Origin of the sequence: Pedobacter westerhofensis, assembly GCF_900182595.1 — a bacterium.
Lineage (GTDB): Bacteria > Bacteroidota > Bacteroidia > Sphingobacteriales > Sphingobacteriaceae > Pedobacter > Pedobacter westerhofensis.
This window is the reverse complement of the sequence record NZ_FXTN01000001.1, coordinates 208,004-227,352: the sequence shown is the minus strand read 5'-3', so window position 1 is coordinate 227,352 and position 19,349 is coordinate 208,004. Positions and strand designations below refer to the sequence as shown.

15 protein-coding genes are annotated in these 19,349 nt (G+C 43.7%); 9 read left to right on the top strand and 6 right to left on the bottom strand.

The window, feature by feature from the left end; all coding sequences use genetic code 11:
• Positions 1–33 precede the first annotated feature (33 nt).
• Positions 34–4,821 (top strand): MBG domain-containing protein, encoded by a 4,788-nt coding sequence (locus FN831_RS01015; protein WP_142526336.1) that lies wholly within the window; start codon positions 34–36, stop codon positions 4,819–4,821.
• 51 nt (positions 4,822–4,872) lie between these two features.
• Positions 4,873–5,784 (top strand): PorP/SprF family type IX secretion system membrane protein, encoded by a 912-nt coding sequence (locus FN831_RS01010; protein WP_185960343.1) that lies wholly within the window; start codon positions 4,873–4,875, stop codon positions 5,782–5,784.
• A gap of 136 nt (positions 5,785–5,920) precedes the next feature.
• On the opposite strand, the gene FN831_RS01005 is transcribed toward FN831_RS01010, so the two are convergent.
• Together FN831_RS01005 and FN831_RS01000 are read right to left on the bottom strand one after the other, a co-directional pair.
• The gene (locus FN831_RS01005) at positions 5,921–6,724 is read right to left on the bottom strand and encodes an NIPSNAP family protein (RefSeq protein WP_142526334.1); all 804 of its coding nucleotides are present in this window, start codon (positions 6,722–6,724) and stop codon (positions 5,921–5,923) included.
• Positions 6,725–6,838: 114 nt separating this feature from the next.
• Positions 6,839–6,979, bottom strand: coding sequence for a DUF2256 domain-containing protein (locus FN831_RS01000; protein ID WP_142526333.1), 141 nt, complete (start codon positions 6,977–6,979; stop codon positions 6,839–6,841).
• 62 nt (positions 6,980–7,041) lie between these two features.
• Between FN831_RS01000 and FN831_RS00995 the strand changes: the two genes are divergently transcribed.
• Entirely contained in the window at positions 7,042–7,506 is a 465-nt protein-coding gene (locus FN831_RS00995) for a DUF1572 family protein (protein ID WP_142526332.1), read from the top strand.
• Here the strand turns inward: FN831_RS00995 and FN831_RS00990 are convergent, their stop codons facing one another.
• On the bottom strand, positions 7,507–7,779 hold the full coding sequence (locus FN831_RS00990) for a UBP-type zinc finger domain-containing protein (RefSeq protein ID WP_142526331.1): 273 nt from the start codon (positions 7,777–7,779) through the stop codon (positions 7,507–7,509).
• 369 nt (positions 7,780–8,148) lie between these two features.
• Between FN831_RS00990 and FN831_RS00985 the strand changes: the two genes are divergently transcribed.
• From FN831_RS00985 to FN831_RS00960, 6 genes are all read left to right on the top strand, one after another.
• The gene (locus FN831_RS00985) at positions 8,149–9,741 is read left to right on the top strand and encodes a flavin monoamine oxidase family protein (RefSeq protein WP_221931227.1); all 1,593 of its coding nucleotides are present in this window, start codon (positions 8,149–8,151) and stop codon (positions 9,739–9,741) included.
• 21 nt (positions 9,742–9,762) lie between these two features.
• Complete coding sequence (locus tag FN831_RS00980; RefSeq protein WP_142526330.1) at positions 9,763–10,935, top strand: pyridoxal phosphate-dependent aminotransferase; 1,173 nt, start codon at positions 9,763–9,765, stop codon at positions 10,933–10,935.
• Positions 10,936–10,953: 18 nt separating this feature from the next.
• The gene (locus FN831_RS00975) at positions 10,954–11,955 is read left to right on the top strand and encodes a Hint domain-containing protein (RefSeq protein WP_142526329.1); all 1,002 of its coding nucleotides are present in this window, start codon (positions 10,954–10,956) and stop codon (positions 11,953–11,955) included.
• Between the two features lie 347 nt (positions 11,956–12,302).
• On the top strand, positions 12,303–12,899 hold the full coding sequence (locus tag FN831_RS00970; RefSeq protein WP_142526328.1) for a Crp/Fnr family transcriptional regulator: 597 nt from the start codon (positions 12,303–12,305) through the stop codon (positions 12,897–12,899).
• A 213-nt stretch (positions 12,900–13,112) separates the two neighbouring features.
• Entirely contained in the window at positions 13,113–13,586 is a 474-nt protein-coding gene (locus FN831_RS00965; protein WP_142526327.1) for an aldehyde dehydrogenase family protein, read from the top strand.
• 90 nt (positions 13,587–13,676) lie between these two features.
• Positions 13,677–14,387 carry a DUF2490 domain-containing protein gene (locus tag FN831_RS00960; RefSeq protein WP_142526326.1) on the top strand — a complete coding sequence of 237 codons (711 nt, stop codon included), beginning with the start codon at positions 13,677–13,679 and terminating at the stop codon, positions 14,385–14,387.
• On the opposite strand, the gene FN831_RS00955 is transcribed toward FN831_RS00960, so the two are convergent.
• The 3 genes from FN831_RS00955 to FN831_RS00945 form a co-directional block, all read right to left on the bottom strand.
• Entirely contained in the window at positions 14,384–15,322 is a 939-nt protein-coding gene (locus FN831_RS00955) for an NADP-dependent oxidoreductase (protein ID WP_142526325.1), read from the bottom strand. The genes FN831_RS00960 and FN831_RS00955 overlap by 4 nt on opposite strands.
• A gap of 62 nt (positions 15,323–15,384) precedes the next feature.
• A complete protein-coding gene (gene purL / locus FN831_RS00950; protein ID WP_142526324.1) occupies positions 15,385–19,041 on the bottom strand; it encodes a phosphoribosylformylglycinamidine synthase in 3,657 nt (1,218 codons plus the stop codon).
• Positions 19,042–19,074: 33 nt separating this feature from the next.
• Positions 19,075–19,293, bottom strand: coding sequence for a hypothetical protein (locus FN831_RS00945; RefSeq protein ID WP_142526323.1), 219 nt, complete (start codon positions 19,291–19,293; stop codon positions 19,075–19,077).
• Between the last annotated feature and the right edge of the window lie 56 nt (positions 19,294–19,349).

The window sequence follows — 19,349 nt, the reverse complement described above, 5'->3', positions numbered from 1 at the left end:
CCTAAAACCAGACTTATTTTAAAATCATTATAAATGAAAAAGCTTTTACTATTTTTATTTACATTATTTTCCATCCAAACCTTTGCACAGGGGCCTGCAATGGAAATGCTGATATTTCCAAAATATATTGAAGGAACCAACGACCTGTTTTCGCGTATGGGTGGTATTCCCTATGTATTCAGGGCCAGAATAACCGGTCTTAAAGCCGGGCAGACTTACAGGTACCAGAATAAAATTGTTATCGCAACAACCGCTAATCCTAATGCTCCGGCTTATTTTTACATACTTCCACCTAAAAATGTAATTCCGGGTACACCTGGTTACAACGGAGTAGATTTCTACAGACCGGAACCTACTCCAAGCAATGGGCCTACAAATGGTTCAATAGGTTCGCTGAGTGTTGATTATGGAGTATTCACTGCTGACGCCAATGGGGCGTACGAGGGATGGTTTATTCAGGAGACAGTCAGAGGGAGGACGATAGGTTCAAAAGTTTTCATCAGGATTAGTCTTAATGAGCCTGTAAATCCAAATCCTAATGATCCTTCTATACCCTACGATGAAAGTAAGATAGCCTATACGTTACATTCACCTGCTGATCAACCATTGACCGTGGTTACGATAACGACCACTGACAATGCTGTTAATGTTCCACGAAATGGTACGGCCATCAGAAGTACTCCTACTGCTGGGACTGGAAAGAACTTTGTCTTTTTATATGATAATGTGAATGGAGATGGCCGCCCTGTTGCAGGGACATTCCTGGAGAATGATGGTGTTACCGGTACAATGGGATCGCCCAGTACATTTAGTGGATATGCGCCATTCTATTACAATAATGTGAACGGTACTGAAGGTGCCTGGGGATCAATGATCCTGAATACGGATGCCAATGGTATTAGAAGAATTGAGCAGCGAAACATAACTGATGGTTCTATTGCAGGTTATAACACCTCCGCTGACGGTACCTGGCCTGATGGAGCAAATCCTGGCGGAACGGTGTCAACAGTTTCTGCCAAACTTGGTTACGGGACTGATGGAAATTCGGCGATTGTAATTGACGGCTCGAAGGTTACCCTTGCTCCGGTGAAAGCTCCTCAAACAGTAACCTTCACCAATACTTTTCCTGCAACTTTCAAGGTAGGTGATCCCGATTTTACTTTATCCGCAAGCAGTACGTCTGGCTTAACTGCCTTTCAATATACCGCTGCACCGGCAGGGGTGCTTGAAATTACCGGTAATACGGCGAAAATTGTGGGGGCTGGGCCAGTAACAATCACCGTTACCGAACCGGGAAATGCCACAACAAGTCCGGGAACGGCAACTAAAGCAATTACCGTTGACGGTACACCGCAAGCAATTACAGGTCTCCAGCCAGCATATTCCGCAACCTACGGTGATGCAAATTTGGTCTTATCAGCCACAGGAGGCGCAAGCGGTAATCCTGTTATTTATACCTCAGATAATCCGGCAATTGCCGAAATCAGCACTGGCAACCAGGTGATCTTCAAAAAAGCAGGCACAGTGGTCATCAGAGCCAATCAGGCCGGTGGTGCTGTCTATTCTCCTGCACCGGAAGTTACTGCCACGCTAACCATTGCAAAGGCAGTACTGGATGTCATTGCCGAAAATAAAAGTAAAACACAGGGCGCCGCAAACCCGGTTGCTACCTATGTTTTTGGGCCCTTCAAAAATAATGACGATGCGAGTTCAGTTACCGGTACTCCGGTATTAACGATCATGGCTGATGAAACTACCCGTCCGGGGGTAGTAGATATTGCTGTCGATGTTTTTGGGATGACCTCAGAAAAGTACAGCTTTAATCCTGTTAAAGGAAGCCTGACTATCATTGCCAAAATTGATCAGATCATTACTTTTGCCAACTTTCCTGCATCCGCAACTTATGGGGCTCAGCCACTGCCTTTCCAGATCAGCAGTAATTCGCCCAATGCAATAACCTTTACCACCAGTAATGCCAATGTGGCTGCGGTAGAGAAAAATGAAATAGGGGAATGGGCAGTGACGATTAAAGGGGCAGGAGAAGCTGATATTACAGCATCTCAGGCTGAAGATGCTAATTATGCCGCAGGAAGTGCCGTGCAGCATATCAGTGTTGCCAAAGCAGCATTAAATGTGATTGCAGATGATAAAGCCAAGCTGACAGCTGAGCCGGACCCTGTATTTACGGCGCGTTACGAAGGATTTGTAAACAACGAGGGGCCGGGCAGCCTGACGGGCAATCTTGTCTTTGCCAAACAGGCAGATGGCTCAAATTTCATGATTGTTCCTTCCGGATTAAGCTCTGCTAATTATGCAATTACCTATATCAGCGGTAAGCTGACTGAAGGTACTACCGCTTTCGCTGATATGCACAAAATTTATGGTGACGCGGATTTCTCTCCCGGTGCCAGAAGTATATCAGGAATTACGCCAACCTATAAGGTAACTGATCCGGCGGTGGCGGTTCAGAGTGCTGGCGTGATCCATATCCTTGGCGCAGGTTCTACCACCATCACCGCTAATTTTGGCCCCGGTGAAACGGCAACGGCAACACTTACAGTAGATAAAAAAATGGTTACGGTAACTCCTGATGCTAAAACCAAAGTGTATGCACAGCTTAACCCTGAATTTACAGTAAGTTATGGCGGACTGGTAAATGCTGAGACAGACTTTGTTTTTACCAACAAACCCACGGTCACCACTACCGCAACAGCATCTTCGCCGGTAGCAAAATATGCGATCAATGCTTCAGGCGCAACCGCAAAAAATTATAACTTTAATTATCTTCCGGGTGTATTGACTATAACTCCGGCCGCTTTAATGGTTAAAGCTGTGGATCAGTCAAAGTTATACGGGCAGGCCAATCCGGCTTTAACATTGAGTTATGGGGGACTTGCAGCACAGGATGATCCTGCTTCGTTAAGTCTGCAGACAGTAGTAGCTACTACAGCTACGGCAGCCTCGCCGGTAGATACTTACCCGATTAGTGTTACTGGCTTGGCAGGTACAGCAAACTATACGGTATCGTACACCGGAGGAACGCTTTCAGTTACACCTGCTCCCTTGAACATCAAGGCCAATGATCTGGAGCGCGCACAGGGACAGCCAAACCCGGTATTTACTTTTACCTATACGGGCTTTGTAAACGGAGACCTGGCAGCCGGACTGACTTCAGCACCAATTGGCAGCACCACAGCTGTTCAAACCTCGCCAAAGGGAACATATCCGATTACGGTAACCGGTGCGGCATCGCCAAACTATGCGATTAATTATACTGATGGGCAGTTGTTTGTGAAAGGTATACAGGTTATTGTTTATAATGATCTGCCTGCCGTTTCTTATGGTGATGCGCCATTTACCCCTGCTGCTACGTCAGAAACAGGCTTATTGCCGGTCTTTACTTCGGATAATTTAAATGTTGCTGTCATCGAAAATGGCAGGGTCAAAATCATCGCTGCGGGTACAGCTAATATCAGTGCCGCTTTCCCTCCAACGAACGATTTTGTTGCAGTTACTGTCAGCAAACCTCTGGTTGTTGCTAAAAGGACACTGATCGTAAGGGCAGACAGCAAGGCTAAATCATACGGACAAGCTAACCCTCCGTTGACGGCCTCTTATGAGGGATTTGTAAACGGTGAAACAGTCGCTACTGCAGTTTCTGCACCTGCTATTCTCACTACCGCAGCTACGCCTTTATCTCCTGCAGGCACCTATTCCATTAATGGCAGTGCGGCTTCTGCACAAAATTATGCGATTGTATATGAGGAAGGGGTATTAACGGTAAATAAGGCTACGCTTACGGTTACTGCCGAAAATAAGTCGAGGGCTTTCGGCCTGGACAACCCTGCATTTACGTTTAGATATGCTGGTTTTGTAAATGCTGAAAATGAATCTGTTATTCAGATCCCTCCATTGGCTACCACTGCAGCTGTGACAAACTCTCCGGCTGGAACCTATCCGATTACACTCTCAGGCGCAGCGGATGAGAACTATACCTTTAATTATGTAAGCGGGGTATTAAATATTACCTCTACCACCAGGACGCTCACAATGGCTGCACTTCCGGTGAAATCAGTTGGAGACGCAGATTTTGTTCCTGAAGCAGTGTTGAGCAGCGGAGAAACTCCCGTTTTTACCAGTTCCGACGTAACAATTGCAACTATTGCAGATAATAAAATTCATATCGTTGGTGCCGGTAATGTAACAATAACGGCAACTGCACCTGATAACGTCAGCTATTCAAGTAAACCTTCCGCAAGTCAGCTGCTGGTAGTGAATAAGGTAAATCAGGTGATCACTTTTGAGCGTGTGCCTGCATTAAAAACCAATGGCACGTATATGCTGAAAGCAACTGCGAGCTCTGGCTTACCTATAACATTTACAGTTTCTGATCCTTCACATCTTTCTTTAAATAACGGGGAGGTCAAAGCATTACGGATTGGTGTCGTCCAGGTTTCTGCCAGTCAGGCTGGTAATAACCAATATGCAGCTGCTAAAATTGTTGTAGAAAATGTCTTGATTACCGATGCCGATGGCGAAGGGATTAAAGTTCATCCTGCATTATCCATCAATGGCGACGGTATAAATGAATTCCTAACCATTGATGGTATCAAGGATTATCCGCTGAACAAGGTAACGATCATTAACCGTACCGGTATCAAAGTATTTGATGTGGAAGGTTATGATAATGATCAGAACGTATTTACAGGGAAATCCAAATCCGGGACACTGCTGCCACAGGGAACTTATTTCGCCCTGGTAGAATACAATGTAGACAGCAAGGTGAAACGCAAAACAGGATATTTTATCCTAAAATACTAAATGCTAATTAGCCGGGGGATAGCCCCCGGCTTTATCAAAAAATATATTCAAATGAAACTATTTAAATTGGCACTGCTTACCGGAACTTTGATGATGATCATAACGGTATGCCGCGCACAGCAGGCTACTTCTTTTACACAATACTCAGATAACCAGGTTCCTTTTAATTCCACCTATTCATTGCTGGATAAGGCCGGTTCTGTAAACCTGAACAGCAGGAAACAATGGACAGGCATTGAAGGATCTCCGTACACTTTCCAGCTAAACGGTAGTTTACCTATCGAACGTATCAATGGTGCTGCAGGTTTGTCGGTCACCTACGATAAATTCAATATTGAAAAGCTGACAGAAGTTTCTGCTTTTTTTGCCAAGGCAGTACAGCTTTCTGAAAGCAATTTTTTTGCCGCTTCCTTCAATGCGGGTTTCAGGAATTACAAGGCTACGTACTCAGAAGTGGATGGCAATGACCCGAGCTTTAAGGATGATATTCGCGAAACTGTAGGGACGGTTGGTTTGGGCCTGATGTTATACAGCCCTGAGAAATACTATGTCGGAGCTTCAATTCCACGCCTAAGCATCCGCAGCCTGGGCAGTGCCTCGGAAGATGACAAACGTAATTACAGCAATACCTATTATTTTAGTGGAGCTTATCTCTTTACCCTGAATGAGGACGTAAAACTCAAACCTGCAACAATGGTTTCCTACAGCAGGGCTTTTGATACGCAGGCAGATTTTTCTGTAACAGTGTATCTGCAAGACAGGTTTGGCTTTGGCGTAAACTACAGGACTACTGATGAGATTGCCGGTATTTTATCTGTAACCCTTAATAATAACATTAAGATAGGTTACAGCTACCAGACAGGAATTGGCAACAGCAATATCGGTAGAATAAGCAATGGTTCTCATGAAGTTTCCATCGGCTTCCGTTTCGGTAAAGGGAACATAGCGCCGAAGCTGCTGTAAAATAATGCCCGGCTAAAGCTTTCAGAAAGAGCTTTGGCCGGGCATTATGATCTTGCATTCATTGTTTTTTTTGCGGCTGAGAACTGACAATGCTCAGCTGCTGGAAAACAGGGAGCAAATCTGATTACCGAACTGCTTAAAAATCTGAATATTCCGTTGGCACAAGAAATTCGATAGCCGATTTGGAAACATTGTGCTGGTATTCTGGCATTGCAGATAATTTTTTCCAGTCGGGATCACTGCCAAAGGCTTTCCAGTGCTCATCCCTGGATTTCATATCGGCATAGGTGGTCATATACATCAGGTTTGGCATATGGCTTCCAGCCAGTACTTCCCCATAAAATACGGCCTGGCTCCCGATCCGGTCAAAGATCGCCATCTCGTTGCCATCATTGAACATGCTCAGCTTGTTCCGGTATAATTTTTCTGTGGCACTTTCATAGCTGCGCAGTTCGTACACACGTTCCGGTTTAGCGTTACTAAACTTTGGCGTTCTCAGCATTGGCATTCCTGAAAATGATTCCATAAGAATGGATTCCTTCCTGAGATAAGGCATCTGGTCAAAGCCTGCATCCACATAGTCTTTGCCCTTAAGTGCCAGCTCTTTGTCGGTAGTTAATTTGTTGCTAAGCTGATGAAAGTCTGTCAGTGATTTATAGGTAAGCAATACGTAGATCTTTTTATCAGCAGCAGTATCAATGCCCGCAAGCTTAAAAACACCTACAGTTTTGATCCCGAAACGGTGAACTGCGGGTACAAAAGCATCCGATAAATACTGATCAACCCGCTGTTCCTGTGATTTATCTTTGATGTGGTAAATCACGAGTTCATAAAACTGTTTTGCGGGCGGTTTTTGTGCATATACTTTGATAGAAAAAGTAGTTGCAGCGAGCAGCAGTATCAATGTTGCTGCTATAGAAATAAAGGACTTATATTTCATAATTTTAAATTTCTTTAGATGTTCGCCAAAGCGTAACAATGAATAAAATTAAACGTTTTACTGAGAAACAGAAGTATTAAATGATATTAGTGCTGCCGGTGGGAGCAGTTCAAATTAAACTTTTGTCCTTCTGCATTTATCGCTGCAATATTTTACGTCGTCCCAGTTCTTATCCCATTTTTTTCGCCAGGTAAAAGGACGTGTGCATACCGGGCATATTTTAGTAGGAAGATCCTGTTTTTTAACACCTTTCATTGTATCTTAAAACCAATTGAAGTAAATAATGTTTGTATGCTGAAGCAAATAGATATATTCAAATGAACATCAATTATTATATCATTTTATATACCCGTGATCTCAACAGGCTGATAGATGAACTGAAAAGTTATCCGGATGAAGAAGCGATCTGGGAAGTTTTGCCCGGCACCACTAATGCTGCAGGGAACCTGGTCCAGCACCTGATCGGAAACCTGAAAACCTACATCGGCAATCCATTCGGGAATATCGGATATGTCAGGGACAGGGACGCAGAATTTGCTGCCAGGCTCTTTACACGTGATGAATTTATTGATCAGCTGGAGGAACTCATCGGAATAGTGTCGCTCTCATTATCAAAAATTCCCAATGAAGCTATGGATGCCATCTATCCCAGAGAAATCTTATCCATTCATCCAGATCAAACGATAGAATACGTTCTTGTTCATCTGGCGGCACATCTCTCATATCATCTGGGTCAGGTTAATTATCAAAGACGCTTCGTTGTACAGCGTCAATGGATTTGATCAATACTCCACCATTTCCTCATCCGGGTAGCAGTATAGCCATCTTTCGCCCTTTTCTGCAGAGGCCACAACGGGATGGTTTGTGTGCCTGAAATGTTTAGTCATGTGCGTTTGTGGCGACTGATCACAGCATAGGGTTATTCCGCAGGTTTGGCAGGTGCGCAGATGAACCCATAGCCCGCCTGTTTTGATACATTCTTCGCAGACTCCCTCGTCGCCGATTTGTACGTTAGTAATTGAGGTTAGATGTGTACACAAGTTTTGATCGCTCATATTTTTTGGATTAGTCACAATACTTTTTATCAATGTACAGCCAGTCTGTACACAGCCAAGATAAGCAATTGATGATTTTAAGTCAAAAGAAATGCTTCCATGTATAAATAAATATTGTATCCTCAATATACTGATTCCAATTGTATTAAAATATATTTTATTATTGTTTTGTTAAGAGTAAAACTCGGTATGTTTAGATATTTTGGGTTTTCTGTGTCGTTTCTATGTTTAAATGTGATTTATAAATGTTTATTCATATGAATTATTATTAATGATCTAATTTAAGCTGTAAAATAATACCTTATTTTCAAATAATTGAGGCTGTAAACTTATTTTTATCTAAATTTATAAAATAAACTCTCAAATATTTTGAAATCTATAACCAGACGCGACTTTCTCAGTAAAAGCACCCTGTTGGCAGGCAGTGCATACCCTGCAATGATGGCTTTAGGCTTAATGAAACCCGTACCTGCCTATGCTTTTGAACTGGAAAAGAACGCGAATGGGAAAAAAGTAATCATTTTAGGTGCCGGTCTGGCCGGAATGACTGCCGCTTATGAATTAAATAGATTAGGTTATCAATGTACAGTGCTCGAAGCCAGGGACAGAACAGGGGGAAGATGCTGGAGTGTCAGAAACAATACTACACATACCGAAAAAGATCAGCCGCAGGTAACAGCAAAATTTGATGAGGGTTTATACTTTAATGCCGGGCCTTCACGCATCCCGCATAACCATGAACTTACCCTGCATTACTGTAAAGAACTTGGAGTTCCTATCCAGGTGTATAACAATGTAAACGAAAGTGCTTACTTCTTTGCCGAAGGAAAGGGGCCTTTATCCAATAAGAAGGTCCGCAACCGCGAGATCCATAATGATGTGCGAGGTTATATGATGGAAATGCTTGCTAAAAGTATGGATCATGGCAATCTGGACAATCCTTTAACAAAGGAGGACGGACAAAAGATCATCGAATACCTGATGGCTGAAGGAGGGCTGGATGCCGATAAGCTTTATAAGGCATCGGCACGCAGGGGATACATCGAGTCTCCGGGCGCGGGTAATAAACCGGGCAGAATTGCAGATCCCTATACACTTGCAGACATACTGCGCTCCGGTTTGATGGACCCTGATTTTTATAATGTTGCAGAATATACCTATGAACTGCAGATGACCATGTTCCAGGCTGTGGGAGGGATGGACAGCATCGCCAGGGCACTTGAAAAAAAGATCGCTCCGATGATCAGAATGGGCGCCGAAGTTACCTCCATTCATAATGTAACAGATGGGGTAAAGGTAACTTATAAGGATGCTGCAGGGATTCATGAGCTGCAGGCCGACCTTTGTGTATGTACAATTCCACTGCCTGTATTAAGTAACATCAGTACCAATTTCTCCTCTGACGTGAGCCGCGCCATCGATTATATCAGCTACAATCAAACCGGTAAGATCGGCCTGCAGTTTAAACGCCGTTTCTGGGAAGAGGACGAACATATTTATGGCGGCATCACACACACCAATAATGAACTCACACAAATATTCTATCCATCATATGATTACCTGGATAAAAAGGGTATACTGATCGGATACTACAATTTTAATGAAAAAGCGCAGCAGCTGGGCGAACTGAGTTATGCCGACCGCGAAAAGCTGGCTTTGCAAAAGGGTAGGCTGATCCATCCGCAGTACGACAAGGAGTTTGAGCGATCATTTTCCGTAAGCTGGCACAAAACAAAATACAATATGGGCGGCTGGGCTGTGTATACGAGCGACACCCGCAGTAATGCATACCCCGCTCTGTTAAAACCAGATGGCAATGTATATTTTGCCGGCGAACACCTTACCTATCTGAATGCCTGGATGGCCGGTGCATTTGAATCCGCAAGAAGTGTTGTCGCCAATATACACAGCCGCGTAACTGAAGCACGAATAGCATACCCAACACAATCAACAAAAGGATAATTTACATTAAACTCTCAAATCATGGCAAATTCAATTAACCGCCGCAGCTGGATCAAATCTACAGCACTACTGGCCGGAGGCACGGCCTTTTTCTCAGGCGCAATTACTGCACTGGCTGCAATGCCTAAAAGGTTGCAGCAAACGGTACTGAACGACAGGCTTGCGGACCAGGCTGCCGTTTTGCAATCGCCGCCAGTGATGAAAGCCAGGTTGTTGGCCAACGAGAATCCTTTTGGCCCTTCAGCAGCAGTAAAGAAGGCGATCCAGGAAGCCCTGGATTCCAGCTATCAGTATCCTTTTATGCACATGAAAGAACTAACCGGCAAGATCTCCGCTTATGAAGGAGTTAAAGAAGAAAACATCCTGATGGATGCCGGCTCATCACCATTATTACTGGCTTCTGCCATGTTCTATGGAAAGAACGGTGCAGAGATTATTACTGCCGACCCATCTTACAGCAGTTTGCCATCAGATGCAGAAGTACTGGGAGCCAAATGGATTAAAGTGCCTTTAACAACAGATTTTAAGCTTGACCTTGATGCCATGGAAGCAAAGATCACCAGCAACACCGGACTGGTGTATATCTGCAATCCCAATAATCCTACAGGCACCATCCTGGATACCGCAAAACTCAAAGCTTTTTGTGAGCGTGTAAGCAAAAAAGTTCCTGTGTTTGTGGATGAAGCCTACATCGATTATCTGCCAGACCCACAGGCTTCAAGCATGATCAGTCTGGTAAAGGCAGGCCATAACATTATTGTTGCGCGTACCTTCTCCAAGTTATATGGTTTTGCCGGCCTCCGCTGCGGATACGTAATCGCTCAGCCAGCTGCCGTTAAAGATCTGATGAAGTATTCGGTAGGTAACATGAGCATTTCTGCCCCAACGCTGGCTGCCGCCATTGCGGGCTATCAGGAAAAGGACTTCCTCAAAGATGCTTTAAAGAAAACACTCGCTTCAAAAGAATTCCTGTATTCGGTATTGACAAAGGAAGGATATGATTATATCCCTTCGTCTGCCAACTTTGTGATGTTCCCGATTAAAATGGAAGGATCACGTTTTGCAACAGAGATGTCCAACAGGGGGGTAGGTGTACGTTTCTGGAAATTTAATGATAAAGACTGGTGCCGTGTAAGCATTGGACGAATGGACGAAATGCAGATTTTCGCTGATGCTTTTAAACAAATATCTTAACATCCACCATTACGTTATATGTATAAAAAAATAATATTTTTTCTATTGCTGGCTGTAGCTTTTCATCAGTCGAATGCGCAGCAAAAACCGGTGAATCCCCGTCCGCTGACATTAGCTGAATATGATATAGCTAAAAACTATAATGTTTCGGATCTTGATAAGGAAACCTATATAAAGTTCGATAATATGTACATCCTGGATCGCTATCAGGCCCGTAAACCCTTTTTTATTACCGGGGATGACGGACTGAAAAAACGTGTCGACCTGTACAGGCTGCTTGCCAAAGAGGGGATGCAGGAGATCGGCCTGATGGTTTTCTATACCACTGAAAAAGGTAAGGTATACAAAGCCCTGGTGCCGGATTATACTGCTGAGGGCAAGGTGTGGGACAAATACTTTCAGGACATAGACAATATCAATAAGGAAGAAAAAAACTTTGTGCTCAAACTTTCCTATATCCTGTCCAGAGAACTCAGTTTTCAGCAGTACAAGGTTCTGAACAATGGTAAAGCACCATCAGAAGAAGAGGCTACCTATGGTAGTGACATTTGTTTTCCAGGGGATGAGCAGGTGGCTATGGCCAATGGATTAAAGAAAATGCTGAAGGATGTAAAGGCGGGCGATCAGGTGATCACCGTTGATCCGCAAACTAAAGCTGCATCCATAGTTAATGTAAAGGAACTGACTGCGCATGAAGCCAAAAACTACGCCCTTACCACCTTAATGCTGGTGATGTCCGATCTTAAAGAGACATCCTCTGGAACTGAAATCCAGCTGAGCGTAAAACTGTTGCAGGCAACGCCTAATCATCCGATGATGACCAGGGGCGGGAACCGTAAAATGGGCGAAATAAAAGAAGGCCAGGAAGTTTTGTGCCTTAACGAGCTTAGCGGTACATATGATGTGTATACCGTCTGGAAAAAAGATGAACGTGCTGGGGGCACACAAAAGGTATATAATATCGTAGCTGACGGAGGAAGTACTTTTGTCATGAACGGGGTGATGGTGATGCAAAAATAATGGCGCATATGCCCCTTTTTAACGGATAAAATTATCCGTAACTTAATGCCTGATAAGAAATAATCAGCATTACCAGTATACTCAATATTTTTTATGATGTCTGGCCCTGTTAAAAACGTGGCATCAATTTGTAAATCATTTTTTGATTGAGATCGCTAGTATTGAGGGTCAGTTAGGCTGACCCTCAAACAGGTGTTGCCTCTTTTTCCTCCCTTTTCAATCCTAACGAACGTATTTTTCGCATTTCCGCTCAGGTTGGAGGATGAGCGTATTTTTAATGTTAACAATTTATACCAATATGATTAATGTTAACGTTATTGTTACACAATAATAGTGTGGCTCAATCTATGCAGTATTCATTTTCCGATTATTTAAGATCAATAGTTAATCTTGATGCTCAGTGCATTACAATTATCCGGGAACGGGCAAAAGAGGTTTATTTTCCAAAAGGCCATATTATTTCCTCGGCCGGAACTGTATGCCGCTACGCATACTTTCTGATTTCAGGTGAAGCCAGATCGTTCTATACTAATTTCTCCGGCAAAACTACCACCTGGATATTTCATTTTAATCAGCCGGTAAGCAATGTCAAAAACCTCCTCATTGTAGATTATAAGAGTTTTCTGAATGGCAAGCCAGCCTCGCTCACCAGTGAAACACTTACCAGCATCAAAGCGATTCAGATTAGTAAATCTGATCTTGACTATGCTTTGCAGCATTCCCTGATTTTTGAGCGCGCAATGAGAAAGGTAAGCGATAAATCTTTTATTGTAGCGTATGACCGTGCATTTACGTTACTCACTATGTCTGCCACCGAAAGATATCATAAGCTGATCGAAGAGGAGCCGCATTTGCTGCAAATGTTTTCCAATCAGTATATCGCATCTTATCTGGGTATTACACCGCAGTCGTTAAGCAGGATCAGAAGTAACTATCTGCCGTAGATATAATGTATGAAAAATCTATAGATAGAATTTATTACCAAATGTTATTGCTTTTGCTGTTACAATTACGGAGATTTGAACCAGACAAAAATATAACTTAATGAAAAAGTAAATTAGTTAAATCAAAATTGTAATCTAAAAAAATACAGACTGGAATCAATGTTTTCACTCCCCGGCTGAGGGATTTTTGAATCACTTAAAAAAAATAAAACTATGCTTCAATTCCTTGATTTTTTTGGCAGACAGAAAGTTAACCTTAAAACAAGTATCAGGAAATCCTATCATTGGCGTATTATGCAGCTTGACCATCTTGAACGTATGTTAATAGAGAACAAGAACGCTTTCTGTGATGCAATAAGAAAAGATTTTAAAGTGCCTACGTCAGAACCGATGTGTGAAATAGGTGCCCCGATTGCCATTATAGAATTTACCAGGTCGCAGCTCAGGGAATGGGTGGCGCCTCCAAGCCTGAAAGGCGACACTTATGCCGAACCCTGTGAATTATTCCTGAGCGAAGGAACCGGAAGTTCTTTAATCTTATTGCTCAACCCGGTCATCGCTGCAATATCCGCAGGTAATCCTGTAGTGCTAAAGGCAGATGAAGAAACCCCGGCTACAAATGCCATACTGGATGATTTGCTGCCGCAATATTTTGAACCTTCAGACGTAGCTATGGCCAAATGCTAAAACCTTTTATGAATTAATTTCCATAAATGCCATTCCCAAAGAATGGCATTTTCATTTTGGCTTATGCCCTAAATGTAGTATTATTACCCCATGCGTTTATCTGTTTTCTTTTTTGTCGTCGTATTCCTTACGGGGGGCAGGCTGCTGGCCCAAACCCAGCACCAAAGTACTGGTTGGTTATTCCTGCTGAACAACACGAAGATCAGTAAAAAATGGGGCACATATTTGGACATGCAGCTGCGTTCTGCGGATAAATGGGACAACGTAAGGAACTTTCTGTTCAGGCCCGGGATAACTTACTATGCCAATGGAAAAAACGAACTGACCTTAGGATATTTGCTGAACCAGACCTACACCCATACTGATGGCCCGCTTGATCGTGTGCTATCCGAACACAGGATCTGGGAGCAGTACGTGTATAAACATAAAGCAGCCCGTACAGTGATTGCCGCACACCGTTTCAGGTTGGAACATCGTTTTATAGAAAGGGCGGGTAAGGAAGAATTGTTTGCACAGCGTTTCAGGTATTTCGCCAGGTTTATCATCCCCCTGGAAAAAGGTGTGCAGAGTTTTGAGAAAGGTGCTTTTGTAGCTTTACAGAATGAACTTTTCTTCAATATCCAGCACAAGGATGAACTGAATCATAAATTTTTTGATCAGAATAGGGCATATGCAGCAGCAGGATACCGCTTCAGCAAGAAGCTTGACATTGAAGCAGGCTATCTGAACCAGGCTGTAAAGGGGCTGAACAACAATACAGTAAATAATGTTGTTCAGCTTGCAGTGTACACAAAATTTTAAATCTCATCAACTACTTTTATCACGATCTTTCCCCTTACATGTCCTTCTTCAACTTTGCGTTGCGCTTCGGCAGTATCCTTCAGATCCATGATGTCATAAATGACAGGTTTGAGCTTGCCTTCATCAATCAGCGCGGCTAAACTGGCCAGGTCTTCGGGAACAGACTGGGTCATAAACCTGCCTCCTGTCAATCCTTTGGCTGCAATTGCTGCTTCATCTTTAATAGCCAGTGTACTGATAAATATTCCTCCGGGCTTTAATACTTCGAGTGACTGCAGCTGCACGTCTCCTCCAATGAGATCAAGTACAAGATCTATATTCCCCAGTCTTTCAGTAAAATCTTCATTCTTGTAATCGATGATTTCATCGGCACCAAGATCCTTCAGAAAATCTATGTTACTCTCTGATGCTGTTCCAATCACATAGGCACCTTTCCATTTTGCCAGCTGTACGGCGTAGGTTCCTACACCGCCTGCTGCAGCATGAATCAATACCTTCTGACCCGCCTGCAGCTTACCGTGGGTAAACAGGCCCTGCCATGCCGTCATTCCCGCAAGTGGGACTGCTGCTGAATGGATATGATCTATTGATTTTGGTTTCGGGCTAATCTCCTTAAAATTGACAGCCACATATTCTGCATATGTGCCTTGTCTTTTGGTATTTGGTCTTGCATAAACTTCATCACCTATGGCAAAACCTGTCACCTCATCTCCAAGCTGTTCAATTACGCCTGACAGATCCCATCCCAAAATTACAGGAAATTTTCTTTGATCGGCACCGGGATAATTTCCGCTTCTGACTTTCCAGTCTACAGGATTGATACTGGCTGAATAGACTTTGATCAGCACATCATCAGGCTGAATTGTGGGGTTTTCAGCATCTTCATAGATCAATTCATCAGCGCTGCCGTAGTTATGGATTGTAACTGCTTTCATAATTATTTCGATTTTTATGAATAACAGCAGTGCTGATGAATTGATTTAAAATTGACAGGATTTTAAGCTTCCAGCCATTTTCTGGCATTTACAAATGCCGCGATCCAGGGTGTTACTTCGTCATTTCGTCCTTCCGGATAATTTGCCCAGTTCCACTGAAATATTGAGCGTTCGATATGCGGCATGATCACCAGGTGCCTTCCGGTATTGTCGCACATCATTGCAGTGTTATAATCAGAACCATTCGGGTTAGCCGGGTAACTTTCGTAACCATACTTGGCTACAATCTGATACTGATCTTCGGCATATGGTAACTGGAACTTTCCTTCACCATGTGAGATCCAAACACCCAATGTAGTTCCTGCAAGGCCTGAAAGCATTACTGAATTGTTCTCCTGAATAGATACGGAGGTGAAGCCACTTTCATGTTTATGGCTGTCATTGTGCAGCATCTTAGGTTTCTCTTCGTGATCTTTGTTGATCAGCCCAAGTTCTACAAATAACTGGCATCCGTTACAGATACCTACAGATAAGGTGTCTTCGCGTTTAAAGAAATTCTCAAGTGCCAGCCTGGCTTTCTCATTGTAAAGGAAAGCACCTGCCCAGCCTTTGGCAGAACCCAGCACATCTGAGTTGGAGAAACCGCCAACAGCACCGATAAACTGGATATCTTCCAGCGTTTCCCTGCCCGAAATCAGATCTGTCATGTGAACATCCTTCACGTCAAAACCCGCAAGGTACATCGCATTCGCCAGTTCCCTTTCAGAGTTACTTCCTTTTTCGCGGATAACAGCTGCTTTAGGCCTTGGTTTTGAAGGATTTATCACCGGTTTCTTTCCGTCAAAAGATAATGGGAATGTATAGTTTAATACATGGTTTTTATAATTGTCGTAACGTTCCTTCGCTTTGACAGCTCCGCTTTGTTTCTCATCCAGCAGGTATGAAGTTTTAGACCATACATCACGCAGATGATCAATGTCAAAGCTCATGCTTCCTGAAAGATCTTTGATTTCCAGCCTAGCTGCAGAGGTAACAGTTCCCAGCTTATGGTACTCAACCTGATTGGCAGCTAATAACGCTTCTGCTGATTCATCTGCCTGAAAAACGATACCGATATTCTCTGCAAACAGCTTGCTGATACTGTCCTGATCTCCCAATGCGCTAAGGTCTATGGAAGCACCCAGGTTACGGTCGGCAAAACACAGCTCAAGCAGGGTAGTGATTAAGCCTCCGCTGCCGATATCATGTCCCGCGTGTATTTTATTGCCTTTAATCAGTTCCTGTAACGTATTAAAAGTGTTTTTGAATTGAGCAGCATCAATTACATCTGGGGTTTCATCTCCGATTTTGTTCAGGATCTGTGCAAACGATGATCCTCCCAATTTATAAGTATCACCTGATAAGTTGATATAATAAATGGAACCGCCTGATTTTTTTAGTACTGGTTCTATCACGCCAGTAATGTCGTCACAATGGCCGGCAGCAGAAATGATCACAGTTCCCGGAGAAATTACCTCTTCGTTTTTGTATTTCTGCTTCATTGACAGTGAATCCTTACCTGTAGGGATATTGATGCCCAGGCTGATCGCAAATTCAGAGCAGGCCTTAACGGCAGCATATAAACGAGCATCTTCACCTTCGTTTTTGCAGGCCCACATCCAGTTGGCAGATAGCGATACACTTTCCAGTCCGTCTTTTAACGGTGCCCACACCAGGTTGGATAAGGATTCTGCGATCGCATTGCGGCTGCCTGCGGCAGGGTCTATCAATGCTGAAAGAGGGGCATGGCCGATAGAAGTGGCAATACCATCTTTTCCCTGGAAATCCAGTGCCATCACACCACAGTTGTTTAGTGGCAGCTGAAGCGGCCCGGCACATTGCTGTTTGGCTACACGTCCGCCCACACAACGGTCAACTTTGTTCGTTAACCAGTCTTTACTGCCTACTGCTTCCAGCTGCAGCAACTGCTCCAGATAAGTATCAATTTTTGCCGCGTCATAAGTAACCGGCGTATATTTTCTTTCTATTGTTTTATCCTGCATGATTACCTTTGGCGAGCTGCCAAACATGTCATCCATTTTAAGGTCCATAGGTTTAGCCCCTGTGGTAGCAGATTCAAACGTAAAACGATGATCTCCCGTCACCTCACCTACAGTATACATTGGTGCGCGCTCACGGTCGGCAATCTTTTGCAGTGTTTCCAGATGCTCCTGTCCGATCACCAGTCCCATACGCTCCTGAGATTCGTTTCCGATGATCTCTTTGGCAGACAGGGTAGGGTCACCTACCGGAAGTTTATCCAGGTCGATCTTGCCGCCTGTTTCTTCCACAAGTTCTGATAAACAGTTCAGGTGGCCGCCCGCACCATGGTCATGAATAGACACGATTGTATTGTGATCGCTTTCAACCATTCCGCGCACTGCATTGGCAACACGTTTCTGCATTTCAGGATTGGAGCGCTGGATCGCGTTCAGTTCAATGCCGGAGCCCATTGCTCCGGTATCTGCAGAAGAAACTGCAGCACCGCCCATCCCTATTCTATAGTTTTCTCCGCCGAGTACAACGATTTTATCGTTTACTGCCGGTTTTTCTTTTTTCGCCTGGTCCGCTTTTCCATAACCGATACCACCGGCCTGCATGATCACCTTATCAAAGCCCAGTTTCCTGGCAGCTTCTTCGTGTTCAAAAGTGAGCAGGGAGCCTGTGATCAGCGGTTGCCCAAATTTATTTCCAAAATCTGATGCCCCGTTAGAAGCTTTGATCAGGATATCCATCGGTGTCTGGTACAACCAGTTCCTTTCGGCCATTCCTTTTTCCCATGGACGGTTTTCTTCCAGTCGTGAAAAGGAAGTCATGTAAACCGCCGTTCCCGCCAGGGGCAATGAACCCTGACCGCCAGCCAGCCTGTCCCTGATCTCACCTCCCGAACCTGTTGCAGCGCCATTAAAAGGCTCTACCGTTGTTGGGAAATTATGTGTTTCTGCTTTCAGCGAGATCACAGAATCAAAGTCTTTTATCTCATAATATTCTGGTACATCAGCCCGTTTTGGTGCAAACTGCTGTACCCTTGGGCCTTTTACAAAAGCTACGTTATCCTTATATGCAGAAATAATCCCGTTAGGGTTGGCCTCGGAGGTTTTACGGATCATCTTAAATAATGATACCGGCTGCTCTTCGCCATCAATCACAAAAGTTCCGTTAAAGATCTTGTGACGGCAGTGTTCTGAGTTTACCTGTGAGAATCCAAATACTTCCGAATCTGTTAGCTTTCTGCCCAGTTTTTCTGAAAGGTTATTTAAATAATCTACTTCTACCTCGCTCAGCGAAAGGCCTTCCTGCTGATTGTATGCCGCAATATCGGCAACTTCCATGATGTGTTCAGGCTGAATACTGATCGTGTACAGATCCTCGTTCAGTTCCGTATATTTTTGGAACAGCATTGGATCAAAATCCTTGAAATCTGCGCTTACCCTCGTAAACTCTTCAATTCTAACAATGCCATGAATATCCATATTCTGAGTGATCTCCACTGCATTGGTACTCCAGGGAGTAATCATTGCAGCACGGGGGCCCGTAAAAAAGTCTGTAATCACAGTTTCTTTTTTCAATTGGGCACCGCCAAAAAGCCAGCTTAATTTTGAAATATCAGACGAGGTGAGGGTTCGTTCTATTTGTACAGCAAAAACAGTATTGCGCTCGTTGGAGAAGAAATAAATCATGGTTTTATTTTATGGCGCAAAGGTAAGTTAAAATTACGAATGCCCCAACTGTTCTATGTCATTGCTGTCCTGATCTTCGTCATCCTCTTTCTCTACAATTACGGAGCCCGAAGTAGGAACAGGACGGTTACTGCCGGTACCGTTTGTTTCCGGCAGATCGGCCGCATCGTTATCTTTTGCCAGTTTGTCCAGCTGTGATGTTGGATTTACATCTTCCTGATTGTGCAGTTTATCTGAATTTTGATCTTCCATAATGTCGTTTTTTCAAAATAAACATCACAGCCTTAATTCTGTTTCAAAAAAATGTC